Genomic DNA, 23,319 nt, shown 5'->3' on the forward strand with positions numbered 1-23,319 from the left:
GCCGTTACACAATACTTTGACCAAAGTTAGAGACAAGGTGATATTTTCTATTATTTATCACATTCACCGTGATTTTTCACGCTAGTGCAAAACCCTTGATATACCTAATTTTTCGCATTTTTATGGAGAATCAAAAAAAGAAAACACGGTTAAAATTATCTTTTGACATAATAAAAAGTATCATTCATATAATGATACGGGGTGATTAATTTGTGTGGATTTTTATGTATGTATGACTATATGAACGATTTAACTAATCAAGTTCAAAACTTTAATAAGATGCTTACATTATTAAAATATCGTGGACCTGATGATTTTAATATCGCCAGTAGTGAACATGTTTTATTAGGCCATTGTCGGTTATCAATTATTGACTTAAATGGCGGTAAACAACCATTTAAATATACTTATAATGATATTGAGTATACGATTGTATATAATGGTGAGATTTACAATATGAATACGATCAAAGAGCAATTAATTGATGAAGGGTACCATTTTACTAGTCAAAGTGATACCGAGGTAGTTGTTGCTAGTTTTATTGCTTACGGTCCACGTTGTCTTAATTTATTTGATGGAATTTTCTCTTTTGTAATTTCATATCAAAATAAACTTTTTGTGGCTCGTGATCAACTTGGTGTCAAACCGCTTTATTATTATCAAAAAGATGATTTATTTATTTTTAGTAGTGAAATAAAATGTATTTTAATGTATTTAGGGCGTTGTGTCGTTGATGAAACAGGACTTAAAGAATTATTAGGACTAGGGCCAAGTGTTTCGCCTGGTAAAACTATTTATAAAGATATCTATAGTCTTCGACCAGCACATTATATGAATGTCTTTAACGGTTACAAAGAAATCAATCGTTATTGGGCACTTGAGCGACGTAATCATAATCGGAGTTACGAAGAAACAGTTCATGATATCCGCTGTCTCGTAAATCATAGTATTCGCCAACAGTTGTTGAGCGATGTCCCTGTATCATGCATGCTATCTGGCGGCCTTGATTCTTCGATCATCACTGGTGTTACTAGCCAATATATTTCCAAATTATCAACTTATAGTGTCGACTATCAAGATCAAGACAAATACTTCCAGCCTTATGAGTATCAAACAACACGTGACGACCACTATATCGATGAAGTAAAAACACTGTATAACACCAAACATAAAACAGTAACTTTATCCCAAAAACAATTAGTGATGTCGTTAAAAGAATCATTGATTGCGCGTGATGCTCCTGGGATGGCAGATATTGATTCAAGTTTCTTATTATTTTCAAAAGAAATTTCTCATAATCATAAAGTTGTACTTTCCGGAGAATGTGCGGATGAAATTTTTGGTGGCTACCCATGGTTTTATCGAAAAGAACTTTACAGTATTGACGGCTTTCCATGGATGCGTGATTTAGATAAACGAATGGAACTATTCTCTGATGAAATTCAAGCACTGAATATCAAAAACTATGTCATGGATAAGTATCATCAAACATTAAACGAAATTGATTATCATGATCATACTTATGAAGATGCTAATAAGCGTAAAATGATCTATTTAAATATGGAATGGTTTATGCAGACTTTATTGACTCGTTCTGATAGTCAAACGATGCGCAGTTCTATTGAATTACGAGTTCCTTTCGCTAATAAAGATATTGTTTCATATTTATATAATGTGCCATGGGAATATATGTATCACAATGATATTGAAAAAGGTCTATTACGAGATGCTTTTAAAGATTTTCTACCAAGTGATATCTATAATCGAAAAAAGAATCCTTATCCTAAAACCCATTCACCATTATATCGTGATTTAATCGTAGAATTGTTAAAAGAATCATTAAATGATAAAAATAATCTACTTCTACGTTTATTTAACCGTGATAAATTAATTGATTTAATTAATAGTGGCGGAGAATCCTTTAAATATCCATGGTTTGGTCAACTGATGACTGGTCCTCAATTATTAGCATATTTCTATCAGATTTATCTCTGGGGTCGGATTTATCATGTTGAAATAGAACTAGAATAATCTTACGATTATTTTAGTTCTATATTTATATATTCATCTTTTAAAGATATCTCCCGAACATACTCATTATCAATAATAATACTTTCATCATTGATCGTTAAATATGGCAAATCCTTGACCGTTTCCTTTAAAACTTTATTTAAATCTAAATTAATAAATCCATATTTAATAACTCCGTTTATATCAATAATAATCTTATCTTCGACTCTTACCCGAGCTATTGCTCTCAGCTTTGTTTCTATATTATAATAATTTAAATTTGCACTTAGATGTAAATAGTCGTCGATCTTAATATTTAAGTCATAAAGGCTAATATCTTTATAATCAAAAAATTTTGGATATAAATATTTACATAATTTTTCTAATTCATTCTGATTTATTAACATTTAACCACCTATTTTATTTTATGTGTAAATTATAAAAAGGTGCAAAAAAAAGGACATATAGTCCTTAATTATTATGGTGAATCACTTTTAACACTTCTTTTAAAGCATGAACTTCAATTTGACCTGGAGCAGAGCTATTGTTATCTTTTCCAAATGTGATCGCTGAGCCAAATTGTTCACCTAAAATTCTTGTTGCAATTCCTTTGCTTGACATAGACATTGTAACAAGTGGTTTATCATATAACTCATTAGCTTTTAGTGTTGTTTCTAATAACAATAAAACATCACGATAGTCTTCTGGCATCACTGCAATCTTAATTATATCAGCTTCTAAAGAATCCATTTGTTTTATCTTTCCTAACATTGTATCAATACTAGGAGTACGAGTAAAATCATGACTAGACATAATGATTTTTTTATCATTTTGATGAATTAAATTACTTAAATTAATAATGGTATTAGTTCCACTAGATAATTCAACATCATAAATATCAAATGCTCCACTTTCAAGAGCAATTGAATATAATTGCATGTATTCATCATTACTTAATTTACCATTTCCTCCTTCAGGAACACTTCGGTAAGTTAAAATAATTCCTTGTTTAATTGCCATTGAAGCAATTGCTTTAAATAATTCGGTTAATTTTTGATGATCTAACAGTTCATTGAAATAATCAATTCTAAGTTCAATCAAATCTATATCTAATGACTGTAATCTAATCAAGTCTGTTATGATATCTTGATGATTGTTGCTAACAACTGGTACACATATCTTTGGCATACCCTCACCAATTACAATATTTTTAACTTTACAAACACCCATAAATCATCCTCCTAAAAACCATATTCATTTTAACATCAATATGTTTCTTTTAATAAGAATACTGAATGAACATTCCCCAATATTCACCTTTTATACTATAACACTATTGATGATAATATGATACTTTTTTAGGGTAAAAAAACAAATTATTTTATGCTAAGAAAGTATGATAGCGCTCCAATTAAGTTTGCTTCATTATAAAATTTACATGTCGTTACATTTGGTTTAAGCAGCTGATTAGTCTCGTTAGCAATTATTTCAACCGCCTCTTTAATCAGCTTGATCAATAGAGGTTGTTTAGAAATTCCTCCACCAATACAGATTACTCCTGGATCATAACTATACTGAAGGTTATACAACTGTATTGCAATATCCAGACAAAAATTTTTCAGTACCTCCAGAACAACTTCATCCGCATTGTTAGCCAATTCAAAAACACGTCTTCCATCAATTGACGTGACTGCTAAAGCTTCCGCTGCCCGCTTACATAAAGCTGTTGTAGAAGCAATGTCCGACCAGGTCAATACTTGATTAGTCTCTTTATCATAATCAACGATCAGGGTACTTATTTCACCAGCAAATAAATGTGCACCATGATGAATTTGTTTATTTTTTATAATCGCTCCACCAATTCCAGTTCCTAAAACTACAATTATTGCATCATCATAAGCTTGTGCACTCCCAATCCAGGCTTCAGCCAATCCAGCGCACTTAGCATCATTTTCCAAAGAAACCTTTATATTATCACAAGCTTTAGAAATTAGCTCAGTTAAACAGATTCCCTGTAAATATGGATACGCAACAACGACTTTGATCGTTCCATTAGCTGCATCAATAACACCGGGACATGATAAAGCAATTCCTTCAACTTTCCTATTACTTTCGTGGTATATTTTAGCAACTGTTTTTATAAATTTATCTAAGCTGTCTACTGCTGTTGATAAAATTTCTTGTTTATTAAAAATTTCTCCCGCTTCGTTCATCCAGCAATATTTTATTGCTGTTCCACCAATATCAAATACTAGATACATCGCTCAATCCTCCTACTAATTAATAATATCATAGATTTTAATCGGAGTGTTTATTAATCTTATTTTGAAAAAAGTTCTCATAAAAAAACTAGAAAATTATTATGTAAATAACTTCTAGTTTTATAATCCGTAAAGGAACCTCTATTGTTCAAAGGGATATACAGCTTTGCTACTAAAAAAGCGGTAGTCAAAAACATTACTCAAATAATAAGATTCATTGTATTATTATATAGTACTAAATTAAATGTCTTTTTTATCCATCCGGCGATAAGATAAAACATACAGTCCACTAGCTAAGGCTAGATAAACTGCTGTAATCAAACCACTATTTAGTGACTGATTCAATGTATAAACAGCACGATTTCCTAAATCAAAATCAGTTACACCATATGAGTAAAGATTTGTGAACATTCCAAACATGCTTAGATCACCTAACATTGTATTAAAATCTCCAACCAGCATTAAAAATTGATTAAAAATCAATGAAAGATGATAATTAATATCAAATAAATATAAATGATAGGTATCATATTTTCCAGTATTCGTAAGGAAAATTCGGGCAAAAGGGATAATTCCAAAAATTAGTGCAGCTAATGCTACTAGAATTAAAATAGCAGGTACTTTCTTTTTAAAACATGATGATAGAAAAGTCGCTAATCCCCCAAGAATAAAAATTAAAATTATTCCATAACTAATGAAGGCAAGAGTAGCTGCTAATACCATCCGTAATATATCTTTTTCAACACCACTTAAAATAATAAAGACCATTAAGAATGTCGCAAAAAAAATAACCAAATAAACAAAACTGCCCACTAGCATACCACCTACTTTACCGATTACTAACTCTAAACGTGATATTTTTTTTGATAATAATAATCTCATTGTCCCCTCGTGAATTTCACTTGCGAAAAGTCCCGAACCACTATTCGAACAAATAATCCAGATCAACATTCCTACTAATAAAACGAAAGCTAAAACTGCATAAAACATTAAAATATCTTGTGATAAAGAAAGATAAGTTGGCTTTTGACTCATTAAACCAAGATATTGATTTGATAGTATAAAACCAAAAAAGCCACTAATAATCACACACGCAACAACCGGAATAAGCTTAAACATTTTAATAAATGTCTTACTGAATAGTACTTTCATGATCATTTTCCTCCACTAACTGCTGATATAGTCCTTCTAGAGAAATCGTATCCTCTTTTAATAAATCTAATTCATAATCATTTTCATAAATAAACTTAACAATTTCTTTTTTACATTTTTGTTTATCATCTATACTTACTCTTAAAACTCCATTATTGAGCGTATAAAAATACCCTTTAGTTTCTAAATATGTTTGTAAATGCTCATTATGATTACAGCTTACAAGTATTTTTTCTTGATTAAATTCATTTTGAACTACATCAATAGGTTGATTTAAAACTACATGACCTTTATTGATCATAATAACATGATCAATGATCATTTCTAATTCCGTTAAAACATGTGAACTAATTAAAACCGTCATCTTCCGCTGCTTTACTAAACGTTTTAAAGTTTGAATAATTTCATAACGACTAGTTGGATCTAAATTAGCGGTTGGTTCATCCAGTAATAAAATCTCCGGCTTATGCATCATTGCTTGAATCAATCCAACTTTCTTTTTCATCCCTGTTGAAAATTTAGCAACACGTTTCAACTGATGTTCAACTAAATCAAATTCTTCTAATAATTCCTTAGTTCGTTTTAAAGCTTCATCATAGCTAAGATCAGACAACATCCCCATATAGACTAAATATTCTAAACAGCTCATATCACTATAAAAATTAGGAAATTCTGGAGAATATCCCATTATTGCCTTTGCTTCATTAGAACCTAACGGATACCCTTTGATCAAACCACTCCCTTTGGTCGGAAAAATCAAGCCCATCAGCAATGACATAGTTGTTGACTTTCCTGCTCCATTCGGCCCAATCATACCGTAAATTTTTCCTCCCTCTAAACTAAAAGACAAATCATCAATTGCTTTATAATTACCAAAAACTTTATCCATATGTTCAATCACAATTAATTTATCCATGTTTAACACCTGCCTTTTTCATTAATCGATATTTTGGGTAGAAGACTAAACCAAAGCCGCCAGCAACAATTCCTATTACCAGTAACATAATCAAATAACGACTAATAGTGCTTTTTTCCACTGTAATTACAGTAGCATAATGAGTAACCTTTCCTTGACCATCATTATATGAAAAGATTAAATCATGCTCTCCTGCTAATAATTTAACATTAAAGTTTTTAGCTGTTGTCTTTTCAATCAAATTTCCTTGATCATAAACATACATCAAACCATTCTTTTCTGTTTTATAACTTATTTTTAAATTCCCATCATTTACATCTTTTTCATTAAAATCAACTAATTCAAAATCTCGTTGATCAGTAAAACTATATAACTGCCCTACATTATCTTCAAGCTGCAATAGCTGATTATTTAAAGTTCGAGCACTCGTGACTGCCATTTTTAATCCCGCTACTAAACTATCATTTCTATAATCATATATTTGTGATAATGTACCATCATTATAGATTAATTTTGATTGTCCGATCACTGTAGTAATTTGACTCGAATCATAGTTTCCTTTACCAAGGATCTTACTTTTTAACTCCTCATAATTACTTCCATTTAAAATCTTTAGAATATTCTTTGTACCATAGTCAGAATTATCATAATCCCTAACTAAATACGCTAACTCTTGAATCCCGTCATCATTAAGATCATTGATTTTAACTACACTATTTCCATTTTCAATTAAATTAAAACTAACTATATTTTCCAAAGGAACCGGATCACCCATAGAATTATCCCAATCATTATGATAATCAGTAATTAAGTATTCAAATAACTTTTCACCAGTTGCTCCACTAAGAACAGTCCTCATTTCATCATAAATACCATAAACAAGATCATCAACTCCATCATTGTCATAATCAATTCCTGTCACACTAAAACTATCTTCTTCATTTTCATAGATAACACCATCTTTTAATAATGAATATCGTACCGATAAGTCTTTCCCTTTAATGACTTGGAAACATTGACAGCCTTTATCATTATAAGCATTGATTACAAAATCTTTGATTCCATCATGATCAAGATCGCCTAGCACTTTAACATGAATATTGTTTTGCAATTTTTTATCATAACTTTTAGCAATATTAGTTTTTTGATAAGTTATATCATAACCATTCTTTAACGAATAATATAATCGCATTTCACTTTCACCAATATTGACTAGATCACTTATTCCATCATTATTCACATCACCTACGTCAATAATCGTAGTAGCACCTTCAAATGATTTATTATAAACACTTCTAAATGTTAACAATGCCCCATCAAGAATATTCTCATCAACAATAATTTCTGATTTGCCATCATTATTCATATCTGTAAAATATCTAATTGTTTCACCAATTAAATAATGTTCATAATACTTATTATTTTCATCATAGCCTTTTTCTAATAATACCTTTTTATCTGCCAGCGTATTTCCGTCATTTAAATTCATAATTACGATATGACTAGCAATTACCTCACCATTAGCGTTTAGTTCACTGACTAAACTTAAAAGATGATTATGTTTTTCATCATAATTAATCGCTTCAAAACCATTATTATGATAACCATCTGGAATGTTAAACGTAACTAAATTATCATCACGGCCACCTAAACCCATTTTTTTAATTTGCGTTATTTTACCATTATTCAAAACAGACACGATTGTACCATCACTAAGATCAACAACTTTATTAACAACTTTAACACTACCTAAGTACTCTATTGTTTTCAAATCTTGATCAACAAGCAGTGACACACCCCCGTCAACTTGTAATAAATAACGTTCTCCTTGATTAGCAAAATGAATTTTCACATTTTTACTATTAATACCATTAAGATTCAAATTAGTTTGTTTTAATACTGTACCATCATTTAATGAATAAGCGACAAGTCTTAACTTTCCAGTACTAGCATACGTTGGAACAACCAAAGCAGGCTGATTATCAAAAATACCTTTAACCGCTCTACTATAATCTAAATTATATTGCTCAACAGGAATATCCAGTTTAACCTCCATCTTTTCAAGATCAATAAGTATTAAATGAGGTATCTCTTTTTCACTATCTCCTTCATTTAATTCAATTTGTGGACTCCCCAAGTAAGCACTTATCAACATTAAATTATTATCTAATAAATCCATTCGATAACTCATAAAACTAATATTATGGATTCCTGTAGGAACTAGTTGACCGCTCCATTTATTATTGTTTTTTAATAAATTTCCTAATTTCTCATCAATACCCTCTTCTAAATTTACTGTTTTAATAATTTTCCCATTCATTTGATCAATTTGATATAATTTGGCATCTTCTGTAGTTACATACAATTTATCTTTAATATACACAATATCCCAAATATTTAAATTGACTTTCCCCAAAGTATCATATCGTGGATCTTTAATTTCTTTAGGTGTTGTTAATGCAACTGTATAATTTAATTTTCCATTAGTTTTATTAAGACTTCCCAATTCTCCTAATTGTGTCGTAAAAATAACCTGATTATTAACTAATGCCATTTTCCAAATATTATCTTTCGCTTCATAATCAAATACAACCTGATAATCTTTTGTACTAATTCCTACTAAATGATAATTATAAATTAAATAGACAATATTATCATTAAATAGAATTTGTCTAATTGTGGCATTCTTATTCACTGCCTCATTATTATCATTAATCGTGTTATAAGAATATTTTGTAGCATATAATACTTTTGAAGTTTTTGAACTAACGATTTTAAAATCATCATAATCATCTTCACTATCAATATAAACAGCAACATCTTTAAGACCATCATTATCAACATCATCAATTATTTCAAATTCTTTAACCGGCTTACCAACTTTGATTTTAAAATCATCGTTACCAATAAAAACTAACTCTGATTGATTAGATACCATCAATCCGCTTAGTCCTTCGCCTAAATCAACATTTTTCCCATTACAGCCACCTTCAATTTCATTACCTTCACCATAACTAACTAAGCTATTTATGCCGGTAATTGCCTGTAGTGGCATCAACGACATACCCAAAATCAAAATCGTAGCGATTAAAAAAGTAAGCATTTTCTTCATTCTAAGCATCTCCTTTTAATATCATGTTTCATAACAAAACTGTATCATTCCCTATAGTACAGTTTCATTATATCATCGCATTAACTGTATCACAATAGATAGTACACCTTTTTAGAAAAACTTTAGAAATACTTAATGACTATAAATCGTCAATATTTCCTAGGAAATACTAGTAAAATTATGATATTGCTAGGAAATGACAAATATAAATGATAGAATGAAAATAGATAATAAGTCGATTTTAACAAGGTTTTTTGGATTAAAGAGAATATAAAAAGGAGGACAGACCCATGAACCCGTTAACAGCAGAAATCGCCACCGCCCAAAATAGTGATAATAAACTAATTTTAATTATCGGTGGTCCTGGGAGTGGTAAATCAAAACTTATTCATGACTATAGCAATGAAACCGGTATTCCAATTCTAAATCTTGATCAGATCTTTAAAGATGATTGTAGTGAAATCATCACTGTAATGAATGACTTTATTGATAACTACGATAAAGAAGTTCTTTTGTTGGATAATAAAAGAGTCCTTTATGCTAAGGACTCAAATATCGATATGTTAACATTTTTAAAAGAATTAGCTAAAAAAATAATTGTTGTAGCAACATGGAATGGTACTATTGCTGATAATAAACTAATTCATATTCGTTCTAAACTACCAGCTAATCTCGAATATTCTTTAAAAAATGAACAAATTAAATTTATTAAATGTTAAAAATAGAAGCATAGCTTCTATTTTTTCATTTCTTTAATAACTTTTTGACGTGTAAATTCTTCTCTTTCTTTTTCTTCCAACGCTTCTGAAATAACCTTAATAGTTGATTCGAAGCGCGGAATCGAAATATTTCTTAAAGCGTTAGCACGTTTTTGGGTTTTACGAATCGTATTAGCTAAACGATAAACACTATTTTCTACCTCTGCTAATAAAACTGTTAATTGTTTTACGTTGTAAAAACAATTATAAGCATAATCGACTTTTGAATTTGAACGTTCAATATCATAAGTCATCTTTAAGGGTTGTTTATCATAAGCAATCTTAGGAATCTCAACCCCCATAACACTTCGATAAGCAATTGAAATCCCATAATCCTCAGGTGTACTATTAACAATATCTGTAATTAACCCCATTGAAATATTAGCCTCTTGAAGTGCATCATATGCTTCTTGATATGAAGAAGTAATTTGATCACGAATAAGTTTTACATCATCTAATAAAGTCATCATTTCTTTGATTAAAACGTTACGTTTTTGATCCATTAGATTATATCCAAGGTTCGCTAATTGCAATGATTTTTTCATTGCAATTAGATTACCTTTAGTTGGAACTACTTTCAAGGCCATGATTATTCACCTTCTTCTTGTAATTCTTTAATAATCTTCTTTTCTTTAATGTTAAAGCGTTCAACCGCTTTTTCATGATTATAGTATTGATCTAACAGAGCATTATCTAAACGGTCTAAGGCCTCACGAGGAAGAACTGAAACTAGATCCCATCCTAAATCTAATGTTTCTTCAATACTACGGTTAGTATCAAAACCTTGGTTAATAAAGTATTCTTCAAATAAACGACCAAAGCTAATGTATTTTTTATCCATATCTGATAATTCATCTTCACCAATAACTGATGTCAATGAACGAACATCTTGAACATGGGCATAGCATGCAAATAATTGGTTTGCAATATCTTGATGATCTGCACGAGTAAACCCTTCACCGATTCCATCTTTCATTAAACGACTTAATGAAGGTAATACTCCTACTGGAGGATAAACTCCAGCTGAGTTTAAATCAACATCTAAAGTGATTTGCCCTTCAGTAATATATCCTGTTAAGTCAGGTACTGGATGAGTAATATCATTATTAGGCATTGTTAGAATTGGAATTTGGGTTACTGAACCTTCAGCATCTTTGATGATTCCTGCTCTTTCATATAATGAAGCCAAGTCAGAATATAGATATCCAGGATATCCTTTACGACCAGGAATTTCACCCTTACTTGAAGAAAATTCACGTAAAGCTTCACAATAAGAAGTAACATCGGTATAAATTACTAAAACATGCATATTTTGTTTAAATGCTAAGTATTCAGCAGCCGTTAAAGCACAACGTGGCGTTAAAATACGTTCAATAATTGGATCATTTGAAAGATTTAAGAACATGACTACTCTTTCCATAACCCCAGCTTCTTTAAAACTACGTTTAAAGTATTCAGCTACGTCATTAGTTACCCCCATAGCTGCAAAAACAACAGCAAATCCTTTACCCGCCTCATCAGCAATTTTCGCTTGTTTTACAATTTGAACTGCTAAACGGTCATGTGGTAAACCAGATACTGAGAAAATTGGTAGTTTCTGTCCACGAATCAATGTCGTTAAACAGTCAATTGAAGAAATTCCAGTATTAATATAGTTACGTGGATATACCCGTGATACAGGGTTTAATGGCAATCCATTGATATCCATTTCAGCTTCAGCATATACTTCACCTAAACCATCAATTGGGCGACCAGCACCAGAGAAAATTCTTCCAAGAATTTCTTTAGAAACTGGTAATTCCATCGGTTTACCTAATAGCCTTGTTTTTGTATTTTCAAGTGACAAGCCATTTGTTCCCTCAAATACTTGAACAACAACTTTTTCACCTTCGATTTGAACAATTCGACCAGCTCGAGTTGTTCCATCTTTTAGTTGAATATCAACCATTTCATCGTATGAAGCACCCTTAACGTGGTCTAAAACGACTAATGGCCCATTTATTTCATTTAAGCCTACATATTGTAATGACATAATCATTTTCCTCCTACGCTACAGATTTGATTGCTTCATCAATATCATGATAATAAGTATCTAATTTTGCAATATTATCATTTGGAATATCATATTTCATTTTAATAACTTGATCAAAGATTCCAGTATCTACGATACGTCTTACGACTTTACCTTGATTTACCGCTTCTTTACAACGTTTATTTAAATATAAAATTACTTCCATCATTTTTAATTGTTTTTCCATTGGTACATAAGTGTCATCTTTATGGAACGCATTTTGTTGCAAATATCCAACTCGAACTACCTTTGCAACCTCAATAATTAATTTTTGATCTTCTGGCAATACATCAGGACCCATTAATTGAACAATTTCGTTCAATTTTGCTTCTTCTGCTAAGATATAAGCAATTTCTTGACGATCACTTACAAATTTAGGCCCAACATTTTTACTATACCACTTTTCAAGATCATAGACATAATCACTATAACTTTGTGTCCAGTTAATTGCAAAATAGTGACGAGCATAAGCTAGAGCTTTGTCTAATGCCCAGAAACAACGTACGAAACGTTTAGTATTTTGAGTAACTGGTTCTGAGAAGTCTGCCCCTTGAGGTGAGACTGCTCCGATAATTGATACTGAACCTTCTTGTCCATTTAATGTTTCCATATATCCAGCCCGTTCATAGAATTGTGATAAACGAGATGGTAAATAAGCTGGGAACCCTTCTTCAGCAGGCATTTCTTCTAGACGACCAGAAATTTCACGAAGTGCTTCAGCCCAACGAGATGTTGAATCAGCCATAATAGCAACATGATAACCCATATCACGATAATATTCTGCTAAAGTAACTCCAGTATAAATACTTGCTTCACGTGCCGCAACTGGCATGTTTGATGTATTGGCAATTAAAACCGTACGGTCAGTAAGTGGTTTACCACTCTTAGGGTCGATCAATTCACTAAATTCTTCAAGAACTTGAGTCATTTCGTTTCCACGTTCACCGCACCCAACATAAACGATAATGTCTGCATCGCACCATTTAGCAATTTGGTGTTGGGTCATTGTTTTACCTGTACCGAAACCACCTGGAATAGCAGCTGTTCCTCCTTTAGCAATCGGGAACAGCGTATCGATAACCCGTTGACCAGTTACTAGAGGTGTTCCAATTGGTAATCGTTTTGTGACTGGGCGTGATTGTTTAATTGGCCATTTTTGGCATAATGTACATTCAATGATCTTACCATGAGCATCTTCAATTTTCATGACCACATCATTGATTGTATATTGACCATCTTCAACCACTTCAACCACTTTACCACTAATCAATGGACTAACCATACATTTATGAACGATTAAATCAGTTTCAGGTGTTGTTGCATAAATAGTTCCACCTTTGACTTCATCGCCAACTTTAACAGTCATTGTAACATCCCACTTTTTAGCAATATCTAAAGAATCAACATTGCTTCCGGCTTGGATAAATGCTCCTGATTCTTTTTCAAGTGCTTTTAGTGGACGTTCAATCCCGTCAAAGATATTTCTTAAAATTCCTGGGCCTAACGTTGCACAGATTGGCGAACCAGTTGAAACAACTGGTTCACCTGGCTTAAGACCAGTAGTAGTTTCATATACTTGGATGGTAGTAAATTCTTTAGAAATTGAAATTACCTCACCCATTAATGAATCATTACCTACATATACCATTTCCAACATGGAAAAAGACACTGTATCTTTTACTTTTACAACGGGTCCGTTAATAGAATAAATTACATTATTGTTCATATATTAACCCCCTGTCTATTTAATCATTAATCCTGATGTTTTATAGAACCAATCCTTTTGGTTTTCTAAAGCAAAGTCTAATGATTCATCAACAACGACATTAGTAGCTTTATTTTTAACAATAAATCCACCAATCGTAATCTTATCACTTACTTCTACTTCTAAAGCTGTACCATAAGCTTTAATCAATTCATCTTTATATTTCATATCAGCTTCTCTAAGTTCAAGAGTTGAATCACTCATTGGATATAATTTCCCAATTTCTTCCATATGTTTAACTAGATACGCCTGATAATCTTTGCTATTTGCAAAAGCAACTAATTTATCTTTAGCTTCACTAAAGATATTAGCTACATATTCATCTCTTTTTTCAACTAACTTCTTAGTCTTTTCTTCTTGTGATGAAGAAGCTTCAACACTAGCATTTGAAGAAATTTCTACTAACTCTTTAGCAAGTAATGCTTCGGCATCTTTCTTAGCTTCAGCTTTAATTTGGTTGTATGCTTCTTCTTCAAGACGCTTTGCTTCATCTAAGATTTTTTCTTCTTCAAGATTTGCTAATCTTTCAATCTCTTCTTTCATATAAAGAAATACTTGTTCTTTCTTTTCCATAGCATTCCCCTTCTATAACTTCACACCAATTGCTTCTGAAACATATTTGTCAATCGTTTCACCAATTTTTGATTCACCATGACGGTCTGGTATTTCAACAAGCAATGGTTTTTGTTGTTTTAACTTGATTTCTGAGATAACATCAGGCGCAAGTTCAATTAAGTTAGTAGTGATCAAGATGATTCCGATCGAATCATCTTTTAATTTTGTTTCTAGTAATTCAAGAAACTCTCTTCTTTTATGAACTACTTGGCCTTCAATTCCTACTAATCTAAGTCCTACTTGGGTATCGACGTTATCACTTATACAATAAAATCGCATAATGATCACATTCTTTCAATTAGATTTTGTTGATAATTAAGATAGAAATTAATAACCCGTAAATAGCAACCCCTTCACCTAAGGCTACGAAAATTAATGATTTACCAAAGTTCTTTTCATTTTCAGAAAATGCTCCGATAGCCGCAGGAGCAGCAGCAGCAACAGCGATCCCAGCTCCTAAAGCTGATAAACCAGTAGCTAAAGCAGCAGCTACGAAACCTAAACCTTGAGCAATTGTTCCAGTAATTACAGCTGTTTCTTCAGCGTATACACCGTTAGTTACAGCAGCCAAATATAATGCTAAACATACTGCTCCAGCAAATCCAGCAACATGAGTTGCTAATCTAATTTTAGCGCTTTTTACGCTTACTTTTCCTGTGAATACTTTAATTAATGGTAATGATAATAAGATAACTACTAATGCTGGTAAAATAAATTCTAAAACTGTCATAATGACTTCCTCCTCGATTTTTAATCCTCTTTAATAGTTTTAAATGAAATTCCGTTTCCTTCGTAGTATCTACTAAACATTTCGTAGAACTCTAACCGTAAAACTTGAATTCCGACAATTAATCCTTCTAAGCACATTACAAAAATGTTACCAAAAATTATAACGGCTAGCTCACCAACGCCACCGACCATTTCAGCCAATGTATATACAACCAACATCATTCCGGCATGTGATAAAACAAATCCTCCAACCCGTAAAAATGACATTGTGTTAGTGATGAAAGATAAGACTACTTCGAATAATTCGAAGAATCCTTCAACAAAGAACGCACCAAAACCATTTGGGAACATTGCTTCATGTTCTTCAAATTTTCTAATTAGTGGTTCCTTTAGGAAAATTAGAAATAGTGGTAATGCAATCAATCCAACTACATAAATAACATTAACAAATCCTAATCCTAAAAACATATTTATAACTAATCCCAAAATAGAAATATAAAAGACTAATCCACAAATTCCATTTTGACTTAGCACTGCTTCTCCAAAATTCTTCTTTTTAAAACTCAAAATAACATTAAACGCCATCGAAATAATAATTAAAATTATTCCTAAACAAATCGCAGCGATCAATAATGTCATCGTGTTGTCTGGCGACATTGCATTGAATAACGGAATCAAAATTTCCTCATTTCCAAATACCGAACCAAAGACAACCCCAAAAAGCATACTGGAAATTCCTAAACGGACTCCAACCGCACCTAATTGTAAACCAAACTTTTTATAAGCCACAAATCCAACAAGTGATAAAATAACCCCTTGTCCTACGTCACCAAACATAATTCCGAATAACAAGGTATATGATAATGCCACTAATAAAGTTGGATCGGCATCATTATATTTAGGTACCCCATACATTTCGACGAACATTCTAAACGGCCGTGAAAACCAATTATTTTTAAGCAATGTTGGTGGCGATAAACGAACATCACTATTAGCTGGTTTAATATCAACTGTTACTTTCTCTAATGTTTCAAAATCTTCTTTGAATTTTTTAACACTACGTGTTGGAACAAAACCATTGACAGAAAGTTTATCACCGATTACAACAACATATTTTTGCATGATAAAGACATCATTTAAATGTTTTGCAATCGTATAGATTTCATTCAACTTATCACGGTCATTAGCAAACATTTTATCAATTCGCTCTTTTAATTTTTCACTTTGTTCTTTAGCAACATCAGCTTCTTCTTGAATCTCACCAATAGCAAGTTCTGGTGAACCGTGAACAAAGGCCGGAATATGAATCCGTTCAAAATACAATGATGAGAAAATATTATCAACTTCTGGTGCATCACCAGGCGTTGTAATATACATACACCAAGTATATTGATTATCATTGTGAAATGCTTTAAAGACAAATGGTAATGATTCATAATAATCTAATTTAGAAACATTATTTACTGGAATTTTTCCAAATCTAACCTGAAGATATTTACAGCTAAACAAATCATCAAAATCAACATCAATATCAGCAACATGTTGTAACTGAATGATTGCTTCCTGATTTTCAATAATCATCCGATCTAATTGTACTTTTACAGCATCAATTCGCTCAACATCAAGCAGTAGATCATCTAAATATTCTTTTACCCGCAGCACATTGATTTGATTAGTTTCAACTGGCACTTCTTCTAGCTTAAAATGATACTTATTTGATGCATCATTCAATCGCACCAAGATTTCTTCATAAAGATTATCTTGATTGTAAACACTTAGTCCCGTTACACTATCAATAAACTTAGAGGCCAACTCAGGATGAAAGTCATCATGGCTAAAAAGCTTTAATAAAACTTCATTGTAACGATACTTATCAAAATTAATACTAACTAAGTTTAATCTTGAAATCGCCATTATATCCCTCCTCTATATCTTGATTGATTTTCGCGTAACTTTTTTCACAATAATTAAAATCACCATCGCAATGATCCAAAGACTGAATCCAAATAAGAAAGTATGAATAACATGTAATGGTAAACTTGCTAACGGCTGGTACAATTCAATTCGATAAAACGCCGTTCCATAAAATAAACCACCAATTAAAACAGCAGCTCCTAAACGTTTTAACATACCACCAAAATTATTAGGTTTTTTAATTGTAAATAAGAACCCTAATACAATTAATAAAGCTCCAACACCAATATCACCAACACAAACAGCACCGATAAGCATCGTTAATAAAGCAACTATCGTCGTTGGATCAAAAGTGTCACCAAGTGTTACACTCAAGACATTTTCAAACGGTTGCATTAAACTATTATTTCTTACTAATACTGGTGCCACAATATTTCTATTTTCATAGATATTAACTGGTAGTTCCATAACTTTTACACTATCAATATCATCAAATTTTGCTTCAGCTTCTTTTAAATCAAAACTACTGAAAGTGTAGATCGAAGCTTTTTGTGAAAAGTCCACAACATAACGACATTTATCAAATAGTCTTTTTAAGTTATATAATCTTGTAAATGTTTCTAAAACCTCTTCTTTATATTCCTTTTTTATATCCTCTAGTTTAGAATCCATTTTAGCAATATATTGTTCCATAGCTGTTGACTCTTCAGTTAATTCGTCAATTGCTTCATGAACTTTACCATGAGCAAACTCCGGTAAGCTAATTGGCTCAAATGACATTGATGAAAATGCATTATCAATTTCAGAAATACTGCTTGTAAGTCCAGCATAAACGATCCAAACATATTGTTTAGAACGATTCAATTCCCTAAAAATAAATTCATAATCACGATAATATTGAATTTTTGTAAATTCATTCACAGGAATCTTTCCAAATCGACAGGTAATATATTTAGTATTCTTAACATCATCAACACTTATTTTTGATTCTTCTAGATTTTTCAACAAAATGATTGCTTCATCATTTTCTTCTTTTTCTTTTGTAATATCTTCTTTAATTTTGACAATATTATCAATTTTATCATTAATATCATCTATTAATTTATTTGCATTATGCAAGTTGATTTCTTTAAATTCATTATCTTGAACATTACTTTCAAGATTTAAACGATTTAAGATGTGATAAATGTTATCTAGTGGTTCATTATACGGATTAGCTTCATCCATAACTGATACCCCTTTAACATTATTTGCTATTTTTTTAGAATCTTGAGGAAACATTTCATCTTGATACTCGGTCATCTTAATTAGCATTTTCATCAAATCTTTATGTTCAAAGGAAATATTAAAGAAATGTGTTTTTATAATAGCCATTCATTAATCCCTCCTATGCAAAGATCAGCATCTCTTCAATACTAGATGCATCTCGTCCATATCTAATTCCCTCAATAATATGTTTTAGATTATCAACCTCTACCTTTTGTAAGATTGAATATGTTAAATATACTAACGGTGCGTTACTAGAAAAACGCATATATCTTTTAGCGATATTATATCTAACTTCTTCAACATAATATTCGATATAAGCATAGTCTTTATCACCTAAATACAGCTTATATTTAGAATTAGCTAATAATTCCATCAATTCTTTTGCACTACGAGCTTCAATTAATGTATCCAACATTGATGAAGACATTCGACAATGCTCTAAATATAAAGAATTTTTAATTGTTTCATTCGATTCTTTAAAATATTTTTTGAATCGATAGATCTTCGTAATATTGATCAACTCAATCGATGTCGATAAAATATCTAATAATTCTTTTTGTTCTTTACCCTTAAAATTCTTTTTAATGGCAGCCACATAAGTACTATAAAATAGTGATTTCATCTGACGTTCTAAAGCATTAATATCAATCGGTGCTGTAAAATCAAAATCAGCTAATATTTTATAATACCTAGTATCTCTTAAATATGTTACTAGATCCTTATAGTTATCAACATTGATCAATCCATAAATATTGAAACTCATTTTGCTTGCTAAATAATCAGGTATCTCCAAAGAAAAACTCGCTTGATCTTTTTCTTTAATACTGACAACCTTATCAACAATCAATTGAACCTCAATTCCAATGACCTCTTGGCTATAGAAATCTTGATTCTTTTTTGGTGCATACTTCATTAATCTCGCACAACGTTCAAAGTATTCTTTATTTAAAGCAGCCTCTACTTGGCGACGGTGAACGTTACGGACATTAATATCTTCTAAAACACCACTATACTTTGTTTGCGATTTTAAGTATGTTACCATCTCACTAAGTGACTGTTTCCGGCATAGATCACTATAACCTTCCTCACCAATGCGGTATCCATACATCGCTTTAGCCTTAGCACATAGTGCATTTGACGATAAAGCCATACCTTCACCTTCTTACTTTAAACATCTTTCGACAATCTGATTGATCCATTTGTCCTTATTTTGATTATAAAGATTCTCTAAATTAGCTACAGTATCATTATAATCTTGATCAAGCTGCTTTGCTTCTTCTTTGTTTTTATTCATTAATTCAGCTTTATGCGCCTCAATCTTTTTGTTTTGTTCGGTGACAAAACCATCATATATCTCTTTTCTTTTTTCATTCATGTTGGTTTGCGCATCTAATTTCTTAGCTTTTGCAGCTTCAACACGTTCGACACATTTACGGTCTATTTCTACTAACCTTTGAATTACATCATCCATAGTATAAGCCCCCTTTGCCTGAGATAAGTATACTCCTATATTTTAAAAATGCAACGATAATAATCTATCAATTGAAAAAAATAGTCATTTTCGCTGTATCCCTAGTCTGACAAGGGTTTACAACGATTTAACAAACTTTTTAAAGACTTATATTTTTTTCGTGAAAAATAATTATCATGCTTTTTTAACATGATAATTATAGCGCTAAGTTTGATAAAATCACTAGACAATCTATGCGATTTGTCTAGTAAACAAGATTTTGAAAACGCTTCGAATAAAAGGTCCTGCAATTAACAGTTGTAGTGGTAAAGCTGCAATAAAATTTTTTGGAATATTTGTCAACCACACCATTAAAGTCTGTTCACTGATTCCAGCCTGTTCAACTGCACCGTATAAAGACATTAAAATAACCATGCCACAGACCATAAAAAACGAGATCATAATAATCTTAATAAGTGGTTTACTTTTAGGATTTACAACTTTAAAAGCTAAACTTTTAGCAAACTTAGATATTATTACCCAATCACATAAAATCGCAAATAAATAGGCTAATGGGAATCCCAACCATGCTTCTTTGATTGCTTCGCTTGAAAAGCCGAAGTGTAAACTGACATTATAGACACTCATCCAAAAAACCATAAAGGCACACATAAACATTGTAAAAACTAAACTTTCTTTTCTATTTGTTGGCATTAATTTTTCCTCCTTTTAACATAAAAAAGCCAGTTAACAAAACCATAACTTTCGCTACAATCTTTGTCAGCTGACTTAATCATCACTACCATTATTTAGTAATATTCTTTTAATGCAATGCTATCCTAGCATAAAAAATTTATTTGTGTAAGTTTTTTTTTTATTTTTTTTATATTCATTGAGGGAGCTAATCAGTTGTGATAAAGTATTGTTAGTGAGGTTATGAATATGATAAAAGAAAATATTGCAAAAATGCAAACATTAATGAAAGAAAATGGAATTGATATTTATATCATTCCAACTAGTGATTTTCATCAAAGTGAATATGTTGGTGAATATTTTAGAGGACGTAAATTCTTATCAGGATTTACCGGTTCTGCTGGAACATTAGTAATCAGTCTAGATGAAGCACGTTTATGGACTGACGGGCGTTATTTTATCCAAGCAGAACAACAATTAGCTGGAAGTGGCATTATTTTAATGAAAATGGCTATGCCTGGGGTTCCAACAATCAAAGAATATCTTGATCAAAACACTGATAAGACTGTTGGTTTTGATGGACGAGTAATGTCATATCAAGAAGTTGCTCGTTTAAGTAATAAACTAATTACAGATGTTGACTTAGTTGATGAAGTTTGGAGTGAACGCCCTAGCATCTCTCATGAGCCAGCTTTTATTTATGATGAAGAATATTGCGGTGAATCACGTGCTTCAAAACTTGCACGTTTGCGCAGTGCCATGGGAGATTGCCAACACCATATTATTACTAGCTTAGATGATATTGTCTGGTTATTTAACATTCGTGGTAACGATGTAGATTGTAATCCCGTCGTACTATCTTATGCTTTGATTAATCAAGATAATGCTATTCTATATGTTCAAGATAACGTCGTTGATGTTAAAACTGAAGCTATTTTAAAAAGGGATAGTATTATCATCAGAGCTTATAATGATATTTATGAAGATGTTAAAAAACTAACTGGAAAAGTCTTATTAGATGATCAAATTGTTAATTATCAAATCTTCAATAATCTAAATTGTGAAATAAAAACAGCACCTAATCCAACTCAACATTTTAAAGCGATAAAAAATGAAACTGAAATCAAAGCAACCAAAAATGCCCATATCAAGGATGGTGTCGCTATGACTAAATTCATGTATTGGTTAAAAAACAACGTTGGAAAAATCGAATTAGATGAAGTTACCATCTCTGATAAATTAGCAGCATTTAGAAAAGAACAAAATGAATTTTTTGATCTAAGTTTTGATACTATTTGCGGATACAAAGCTAACGCTGCTTTGATGCACTACAAAGCAGAACCTAGAAATTGTGCAAAAGTAACTAATGAGGGAATGCTATTAATCGATTCTGGTGGTCAATATTTAGATGGAACGATCGATACAACAAGAACCTTTGTTTTAGGTCCTATCAGTGATATTGAAAGACGTGATTTTACCGTGGCTTTAAAAGCAATGTTTAGACTACAAGCAGCTCATTTCTTAGCGGGAACAACTGGACCAAACCTAGATTTATTAGCACGTGGTATAGTTTATGAATACAATCTTGATTATCGCTGCGGAACAGGACATGGAGTTGGTCACTTCTTAAACGTCCATGAAGGACCAAATGGATTCAGACCCCATGATCGTCCAGGATTTGCTAAAATGTGTGCTTTTGAACCAGGAATGATCACAACAGATGAACCTGGTATTTATATCGAAAATAGTCATGGTGTTCGTCATGAAAATGAATTGTTATGTGTTGAAGTCGAAACTAATGAATATGGTCAGTTCTTAAAATTTGAACCAATTACAATGGTTCCATTTGATTTAGATGGTTTAGATCTTGAATTATTATCTAATCATGAAATCAAACAAATCAATGATTATCAACAATTAGTATTTGATCATGTTGCACCATTTTTAACAAATGAAGAGAGAGCTTGGTTACAAGCTAACTTATTAATTAAATAAGTATAGTCTAAAGGCACACTTGCATAGTGCCTTTTTATTTGCTTTATAAACTAATCACCAATCTTTAAAACAAAAAAGGAAGCTGTGCTTCCTTAAATCTTAATTTCATTATTCTCATCAGCCAAATATTCAACTACCTCTCCTTGGCTTAGAGATTGTTGAATATTAATCAATCTTTGATTAGATGAACCACGATAAAGTAAAGCTAAACTTTTTTTATCTAATTCAAATTTGCCATCGATTAGCATATCACAAAGTTCCAATAATGCTTTTTTATTAGGATCATCCATAATTTGTTCGAATGTAAAACCACTATAAATAACAATATTTAGTTTTCTAAGTCGAGCAGCTTTACAAAGTTCTTTTAAAGGCTCGATTTGTAACATTGGTTCACCACCTGATAACGTGATTCCATCTAATAAAGGATTTTCATCAATTTCATTAATTATTTCACTAGTATCTCTAATATACCCGCCATTAATATCATGGCTTTTAGGATTGTGGCAGCCTAAACAATTATGAAAACAACCTTGGGTAAAAATCGCATATCTTAAGCCCGGCCCATCAACAATAGAATCATTAACCGTACCAAATAATCTAATTTCCATT

General features: G+C 31.4%; 21 protein-coding genes. 3 read left to right on the forward strand and 18 right to left on the reverse strand.

The genetic code is table 11. The features are described from left to right. Positions 1 to 201 precede the first annotated feature (201 nt). Positions 202 to 2,031, forward strand: coding sequence for an asparagine synthase (glutamine-hydrolyzing) (asnB, locus tag EYR00_RS12415; protein WP_226817383.1), 1,830 nt, complete (start codon positions 202 to 204; stop codon positions 2,029 to 2,031). Positions 2,032 to 2,039: 8 nt separating this feature from the next. On the opposite strand, the gene EYR00_RS12420 is transcribed toward asnB, so the two are convergent. From EYR00_RS12420 to EYR00_RS12445, 6 genes are all read right to left on the reverse strand, one after another. Beyond that, positions 2,040 to 2,417 (reverse strand): hypothetical protein, encoded by a 378-nt coding sequence (locus tag EYR00_RS12420; RefSeq protein ID WP_003537312.1) that lies wholly within the window; start codon positions 2,415 to 2,417, stop codon positions 2,040 to 2,042. Between the two features lie 64 nt (positions 2,418 to 2,481). Then, entirely contained in the window at positions 2,482 to 3,240 is a 759-nt protein-coding gene (aroD, locus tag EYR00_RS12425; RefSeq protein WP_003537310.1) for a type I 3-dehydroquinate dehydratase, read from the reverse strand. A 146-nt stretch (positions 3,241 to 3,386) separates the two neighbouring features. Then, a complete protein-coding gene (locus tag EYR00_RS12430) occupies positions 3,387 to 4,271 on the reverse strand; it encodes an ROK family protein (protein ID WP_003537308.1) in 885 nt (294 codons plus the stop codon). 240 nt (positions 4,272 to 4,511) lie between these two features. Next, positions 4,512 to 5,423 carry an ABC transporter permease subunit gene (locus EYR00_RS12435; protein ID WP_003537306.1) on the reverse strand — a complete coding sequence of 304 codons (912 nt, stop codon included), beginning with the start codon at positions 5,421 to 5,423 and terminating at the stop codon, positions 4,512 to 4,514. Then, positions 5,404 to 6,339 carry an ABC transporter ATP-binding protein gene (locus EYR00_RS12440; protein ID WP_003537304.1) on the reverse strand — a complete coding sequence of 312 codons (936 nt, stop codon included), beginning with the start codon at positions 6,337 to 6,339 and terminating at the stop codon, positions 5,404 to 5,406. The genes EYR00_RS12435 and EYR00_RS12440 overlap by 20 nt, the downstream gene beginning before the upstream one ends. After that, entirely contained in the window at positions 6,332 to 9,451 is a 3,120-nt protein-coding gene (locus tag EYR00_RS12445; RefSeq protein ID WP_003537302.1) for an FG-GAP repeat domain-containing protein, read from the reverse strand. Before EYR00_RS12445 ends, EYR00_RS12440 begins: the two co-directional genes overlap by 8 nt. A gap of 290 nt (positions 9,452 to 9,741) precedes the next feature. Here EYR00_RS12445 and brxF point away from each other — a divergent pair, with 290 nt between their 5' ends. Further along, a complete protein-coding gene (brxF, locus tag EYR00_RS12450) occupies positions 9,742 to 10,170 on the forward strand; it encodes a BREX-3 system P-loop-containing protein BrxF (protein WP_003537301.1) in 429 nt (142 codons plus the stop codon). 17 nt (positions 10,171 to 10,187) lie between these two features. On the opposite strand, the gene EYR00_RS12455 is transcribed toward brxF, so the two are convergent. The 11 genes from EYR00_RS12455 to EYR00_RS12505 form a co-directional block, all read right to left on the reverse strand. Then, positions 10,188 to 10,796 carry a V-type ATP synthase subunit D gene (locus tag EYR00_RS12455; RefSeq protein ID WP_003537300.1) on the reverse strand — a complete coding sequence of 203 codons (609 nt, stop codon included), beginning with the start codon at positions 10,794 to 10,796 and terminating at the stop codon, positions 10,188 to 10,190. 2 nt (positions 10,797 to 10,798) lie between these two features. Continuing rightward, positions 10,799 to 12,241: a V-type ATP synthase subunit B gene (locus EYR00_RS12460; RefSeq protein WP_008791119.1), complete on the reverse strand. Its 1,443-nt coding sequence runs from the start codon at positions 12,239 to 12,241 to the stop codon at positions 10,799 to 10,801. Between the two features lie 13 nt (positions 12,242 to 12,254). After that, positions 12,255 to 14,006, reverse strand: a complete 1,752-nt coding sequence (locus EYR00_RS12465; protein WP_003537298.1) for a V-type ATP synthase subunit A — start codon at positions 14,004 to 14,006, stop codon at positions 12,255 to 12,257. Between the two features lie 15 nt (positions 14,007 to 14,021). Beyond that, the gene (locus tag EYR00_RS12470; RefSeq protein ID WP_003537297.1) at positions 14,022 to 14,618 is read right to left on the reverse strand and encodes a V-type ATP synthase subunit E; all 597 of its coding nucleotides are present in this window, start codon (positions 14,616 to 14,618) and stop codon (positions 14,022 to 14,024) included. 12 nt (positions 14,619 to 14,630) lie between these two features. Continuing rightward, positions 14,631 to 14,939, reverse strand: a complete 309-nt coding sequence (locus tag EYR00_RS12475) for a V-type ATP synthase subunit F (protein ID WP_003537296.1) — start codon at positions 14,937 to 14,939, stop codon at positions 14,631 to 14,633. Between the two features lie 19 nt (positions 14,940 to 14,958). Continuing rightward, entirely contained in the window at positions 14,959 to 15,390 is a 432-nt protein-coding gene (locus EYR00_RS12480) for an ATP synthase subunit C (protein WP_003537295.1), read from the reverse strand. A gap of 20 nt (positions 15,391 to 15,410) precedes the next feature. Next, the gene (locus tag EYR00_RS12485) at positions 15,411 to 17,303 is read right to left on the reverse strand and encodes a V-type ATP synthase subunit I (RefSeq protein WP_003537294.1); all 1,893 of its coding nucleotides are present in this window, start codon (positions 17,301 to 17,303) and stop codon (positions 15,411 to 15,413) included. A 12-nt stretch (positions 17,304 to 17,315) separates the two neighbouring features. Next, positions 17,316 to 18,677 carry a V-type ATP synthase subunit I gene (locus EYR00_RS12490; RefSeq protein ID WP_003537293.1) on the reverse strand — a complete coding sequence of 454 codons (1,362 nt, stop codon included), beginning with the start codon at positions 18,675 to 18,677 and terminating at the stop codon, positions 17,316 to 17,318. 13 nt (positions 18,678 to 18,690) lie between these two features. Further along, positions 18,691 to 19,722, reverse strand: a complete 1,032-nt coding sequence (locus EYR00_RS12495) for a V0D/AC39 family V-type ATPase subunit (protein WP_003537292.1) — start codon at positions 19,720 to 19,722, stop codon at positions 18,691 to 18,693. A gap of 12 nt (positions 19,723 to 19,734) precedes the next feature. Then, entirely contained in the window at positions 19,735 to 20,043 is a 309-nt protein-coding gene (locus tag EYR00_RS12500) for a hypothetical protein (protein ID WP_003537291.1), read from the reverse strand. Between the two features lie 231 nt (positions 20,044 to 20,274). Beyond that, positions 20,275 to 20,736 carry a DUF2798 domain-containing protein gene (locus tag EYR00_RS12505; RefSeq protein ID WP_003537285.1) on the reverse strand — a complete coding sequence of 154 codons (462 nt, stop codon included), beginning with the start codon at positions 20,734 to 20,736 and terminating at the stop codon, positions 20,275 to 20,277. A 228-nt stretch (positions 20,737 to 20,964) separates the two neighbouring features. Between EYR00_RS12505 and EYR00_RS12510 the strand changes: the two genes are divergently transcribed. After that, the gene (locus EYR00_RS12510) at positions 20,965 to 22,710 is read left to right on the forward strand and encodes a M24B family metallopeptidase (RefSeq protein ID WP_008791117.1); all 1,746 of its coding nucleotides are present in this window, start codon (positions 20,965 to 20,967) and stop codon (positions 22,708 to 22,710) included. 92 nt (positions 22,711 to 22,802) lie between these two features. Here EYR00_RS12510 and nrdG read toward each other — a convergent pair whose 3' ends face one another. Next, on the reverse strand, positions 22,803 to 23,318 hold the full coding sequence (gene nrdG, locus EYR00_RS12515; protein ID WP_003537283.1) for an anaerobic ribonucleoside-triphosphate reductase activating protein: 516 nt from the start codon (positions 23,316 to 23,318) through the stop codon (positions 22,803 to 22,805). Between the last annotated feature and the right edge of the window lies 1 nt (position 23,319).

The organism is Thomasclavelia ramosa DSM 1402 (assembly GCF_014131695.1).
Taxonomy (GTDB): Bacteria; Bacillota_I; Bacilli_A; order Erysipelotrichales; family Coprobacillaceae; genus Thomasclavelia; species Thomasclavelia ramosa.

Excerpts from the sequence above, each read along its gene's own strand:
- EYR00_RS12420 (WP_003537312.1), bottom strand. The coding sequence starts at position 2,417 with ATGTTAATAAATCAGAATGAATTAGAAAAATTATGTAAATATTTATAT.
- aroD (WP_003537310.1), bottom strand. The coding sequence starts at position 3,240 with ATGGGTGTTTGTAAAGTTAAAAATATTGTAATTGGTGAGGGTATGCCA.
- EYR00_RS12430 (WP_003537308.1), bottom strand. The coding sequence starts at position 4,271 with ATGTATCTAGTATTTGATATTGGTGGAACAGCAATAAAATATTGCTGG.
- EYR00_RS12435 (WP_003537306.1), bottom strand. The coding sequence starts at position 5,423 with ATGAAAGTACTATTCAGTAAGACATTTATTAAAATGTTTAAGCTTATT.
- EYR00_RS12440 (WP_003537304.1), bottom strand. The coding sequence starts at position 6,339 with ATGGATAAATTAATTGTGATTGAACATATGGATAAAGTTTTTGGTAAT.
- EYR00_RS12445 (WP_003537302.1), bottom strand. The coding sequence starts at position 9,451 with ATGAAGAAAATGCTTACTTTTTTAATCGCTACGATTTTGATTTTGGGT.
- brxF (WP_003537301.1), top strand. The coding sequence starts at position 9,742 with ATGAACCCGTTAACAGCAGAAATCGCCACCGCCCAAAATAGTGATAAT.
- EYR00_RS12455 (WP_003537300.1), bottom strand. The coding sequence starts at position 10,796 with ATGGCCTTGAAAGTAGTTCCAACTAAAGGTAATCTAATTGCAATGAAA.
- EYR00_RS12460 (WP_008791119.1), bottom strand. The coding sequence starts at position 12,241 with ATGTCATTACAATATGTAGGCTTAAATGAAATAAATGGGCCATTAGTC.
- EYR00_RS12465 (WP_003537298.1), bottom strand. The coding sequence starts at position 14,006 with ATGAACAATAATGTAATTTATTCTATTAACGGACCCGTTGTAAAAGTA.
- EYR00_RS12470 (WP_003537297.1), bottom strand. The coding sequence starts at position 14,618 with ATGGAAAAGAAAGAACAAGTATTTCTTTATATGAAAGAAGAGATTGAA.
- EYR00_RS12475 (WP_003537296.1), bottom strand. The coding sequence starts at position 14,939 with ATGCGATTTTATTGTATAAGTGATAACGTCGATACCCAAGTAGGACTT.
- EYR00_RS12480 (WP_003537295.1), bottom strand. The coding sequence starts at position 15,390 with ATGACAGTTTTAGAATTTATTTTACCAGCATTAGTAGTTATCTTATTA.
- EYR00_RS12485 (WP_003537294.1), bottom strand. The coding sequence starts at position 17,303 with ATGGCGATTTCAAGATTAAACTTAGTTAGTATTAATTTTGATAAGTAT.
- EYR00_RS12490 (WP_003537293.1), bottom strand. The coding sequence starts at position 18,677 with ATGGCTATTATAAAAACACATTTCTTTAATATTTCCTTTGAACATAAA.
- EYR00_RS12495 (WP_003537292.1), bottom strand. The coding sequence starts at position 19,722 with ATGGCTTTATCGTCAAATGCACTATGTGCTAAGGCTAAAGCGATGTAT.
- EYR00_RS12500 (WP_003537291.1), bottom strand. The coding sequence starts at position 20,043 with ATGGATGATGTAATTCAAAGGTTAGTAGAAATAGACCGTAAATGTGTC.
- EYR00_RS12505 (WP_003537285.1), bottom strand. The coding sequence starts at position 20,736 with ATGCCAACAAATAGAAAAGAAAGTTTAGTTTTTACAATGTTTATGTGT.
- EYR00_RS12510 (WP_008791117.1), top strand. The coding sequence starts at position 20,965 with ATGATAAAAGAAAATATTGCAAAAATGCAAACATTAATGAAAGAAAAT.
- nrdG (WP_003537283.1), bottom strand. The coding sequence starts at position 23,318 with ATGGAAATTAGATTATTTGGTACGGTTAATGATTCTATTGTTGATGGG.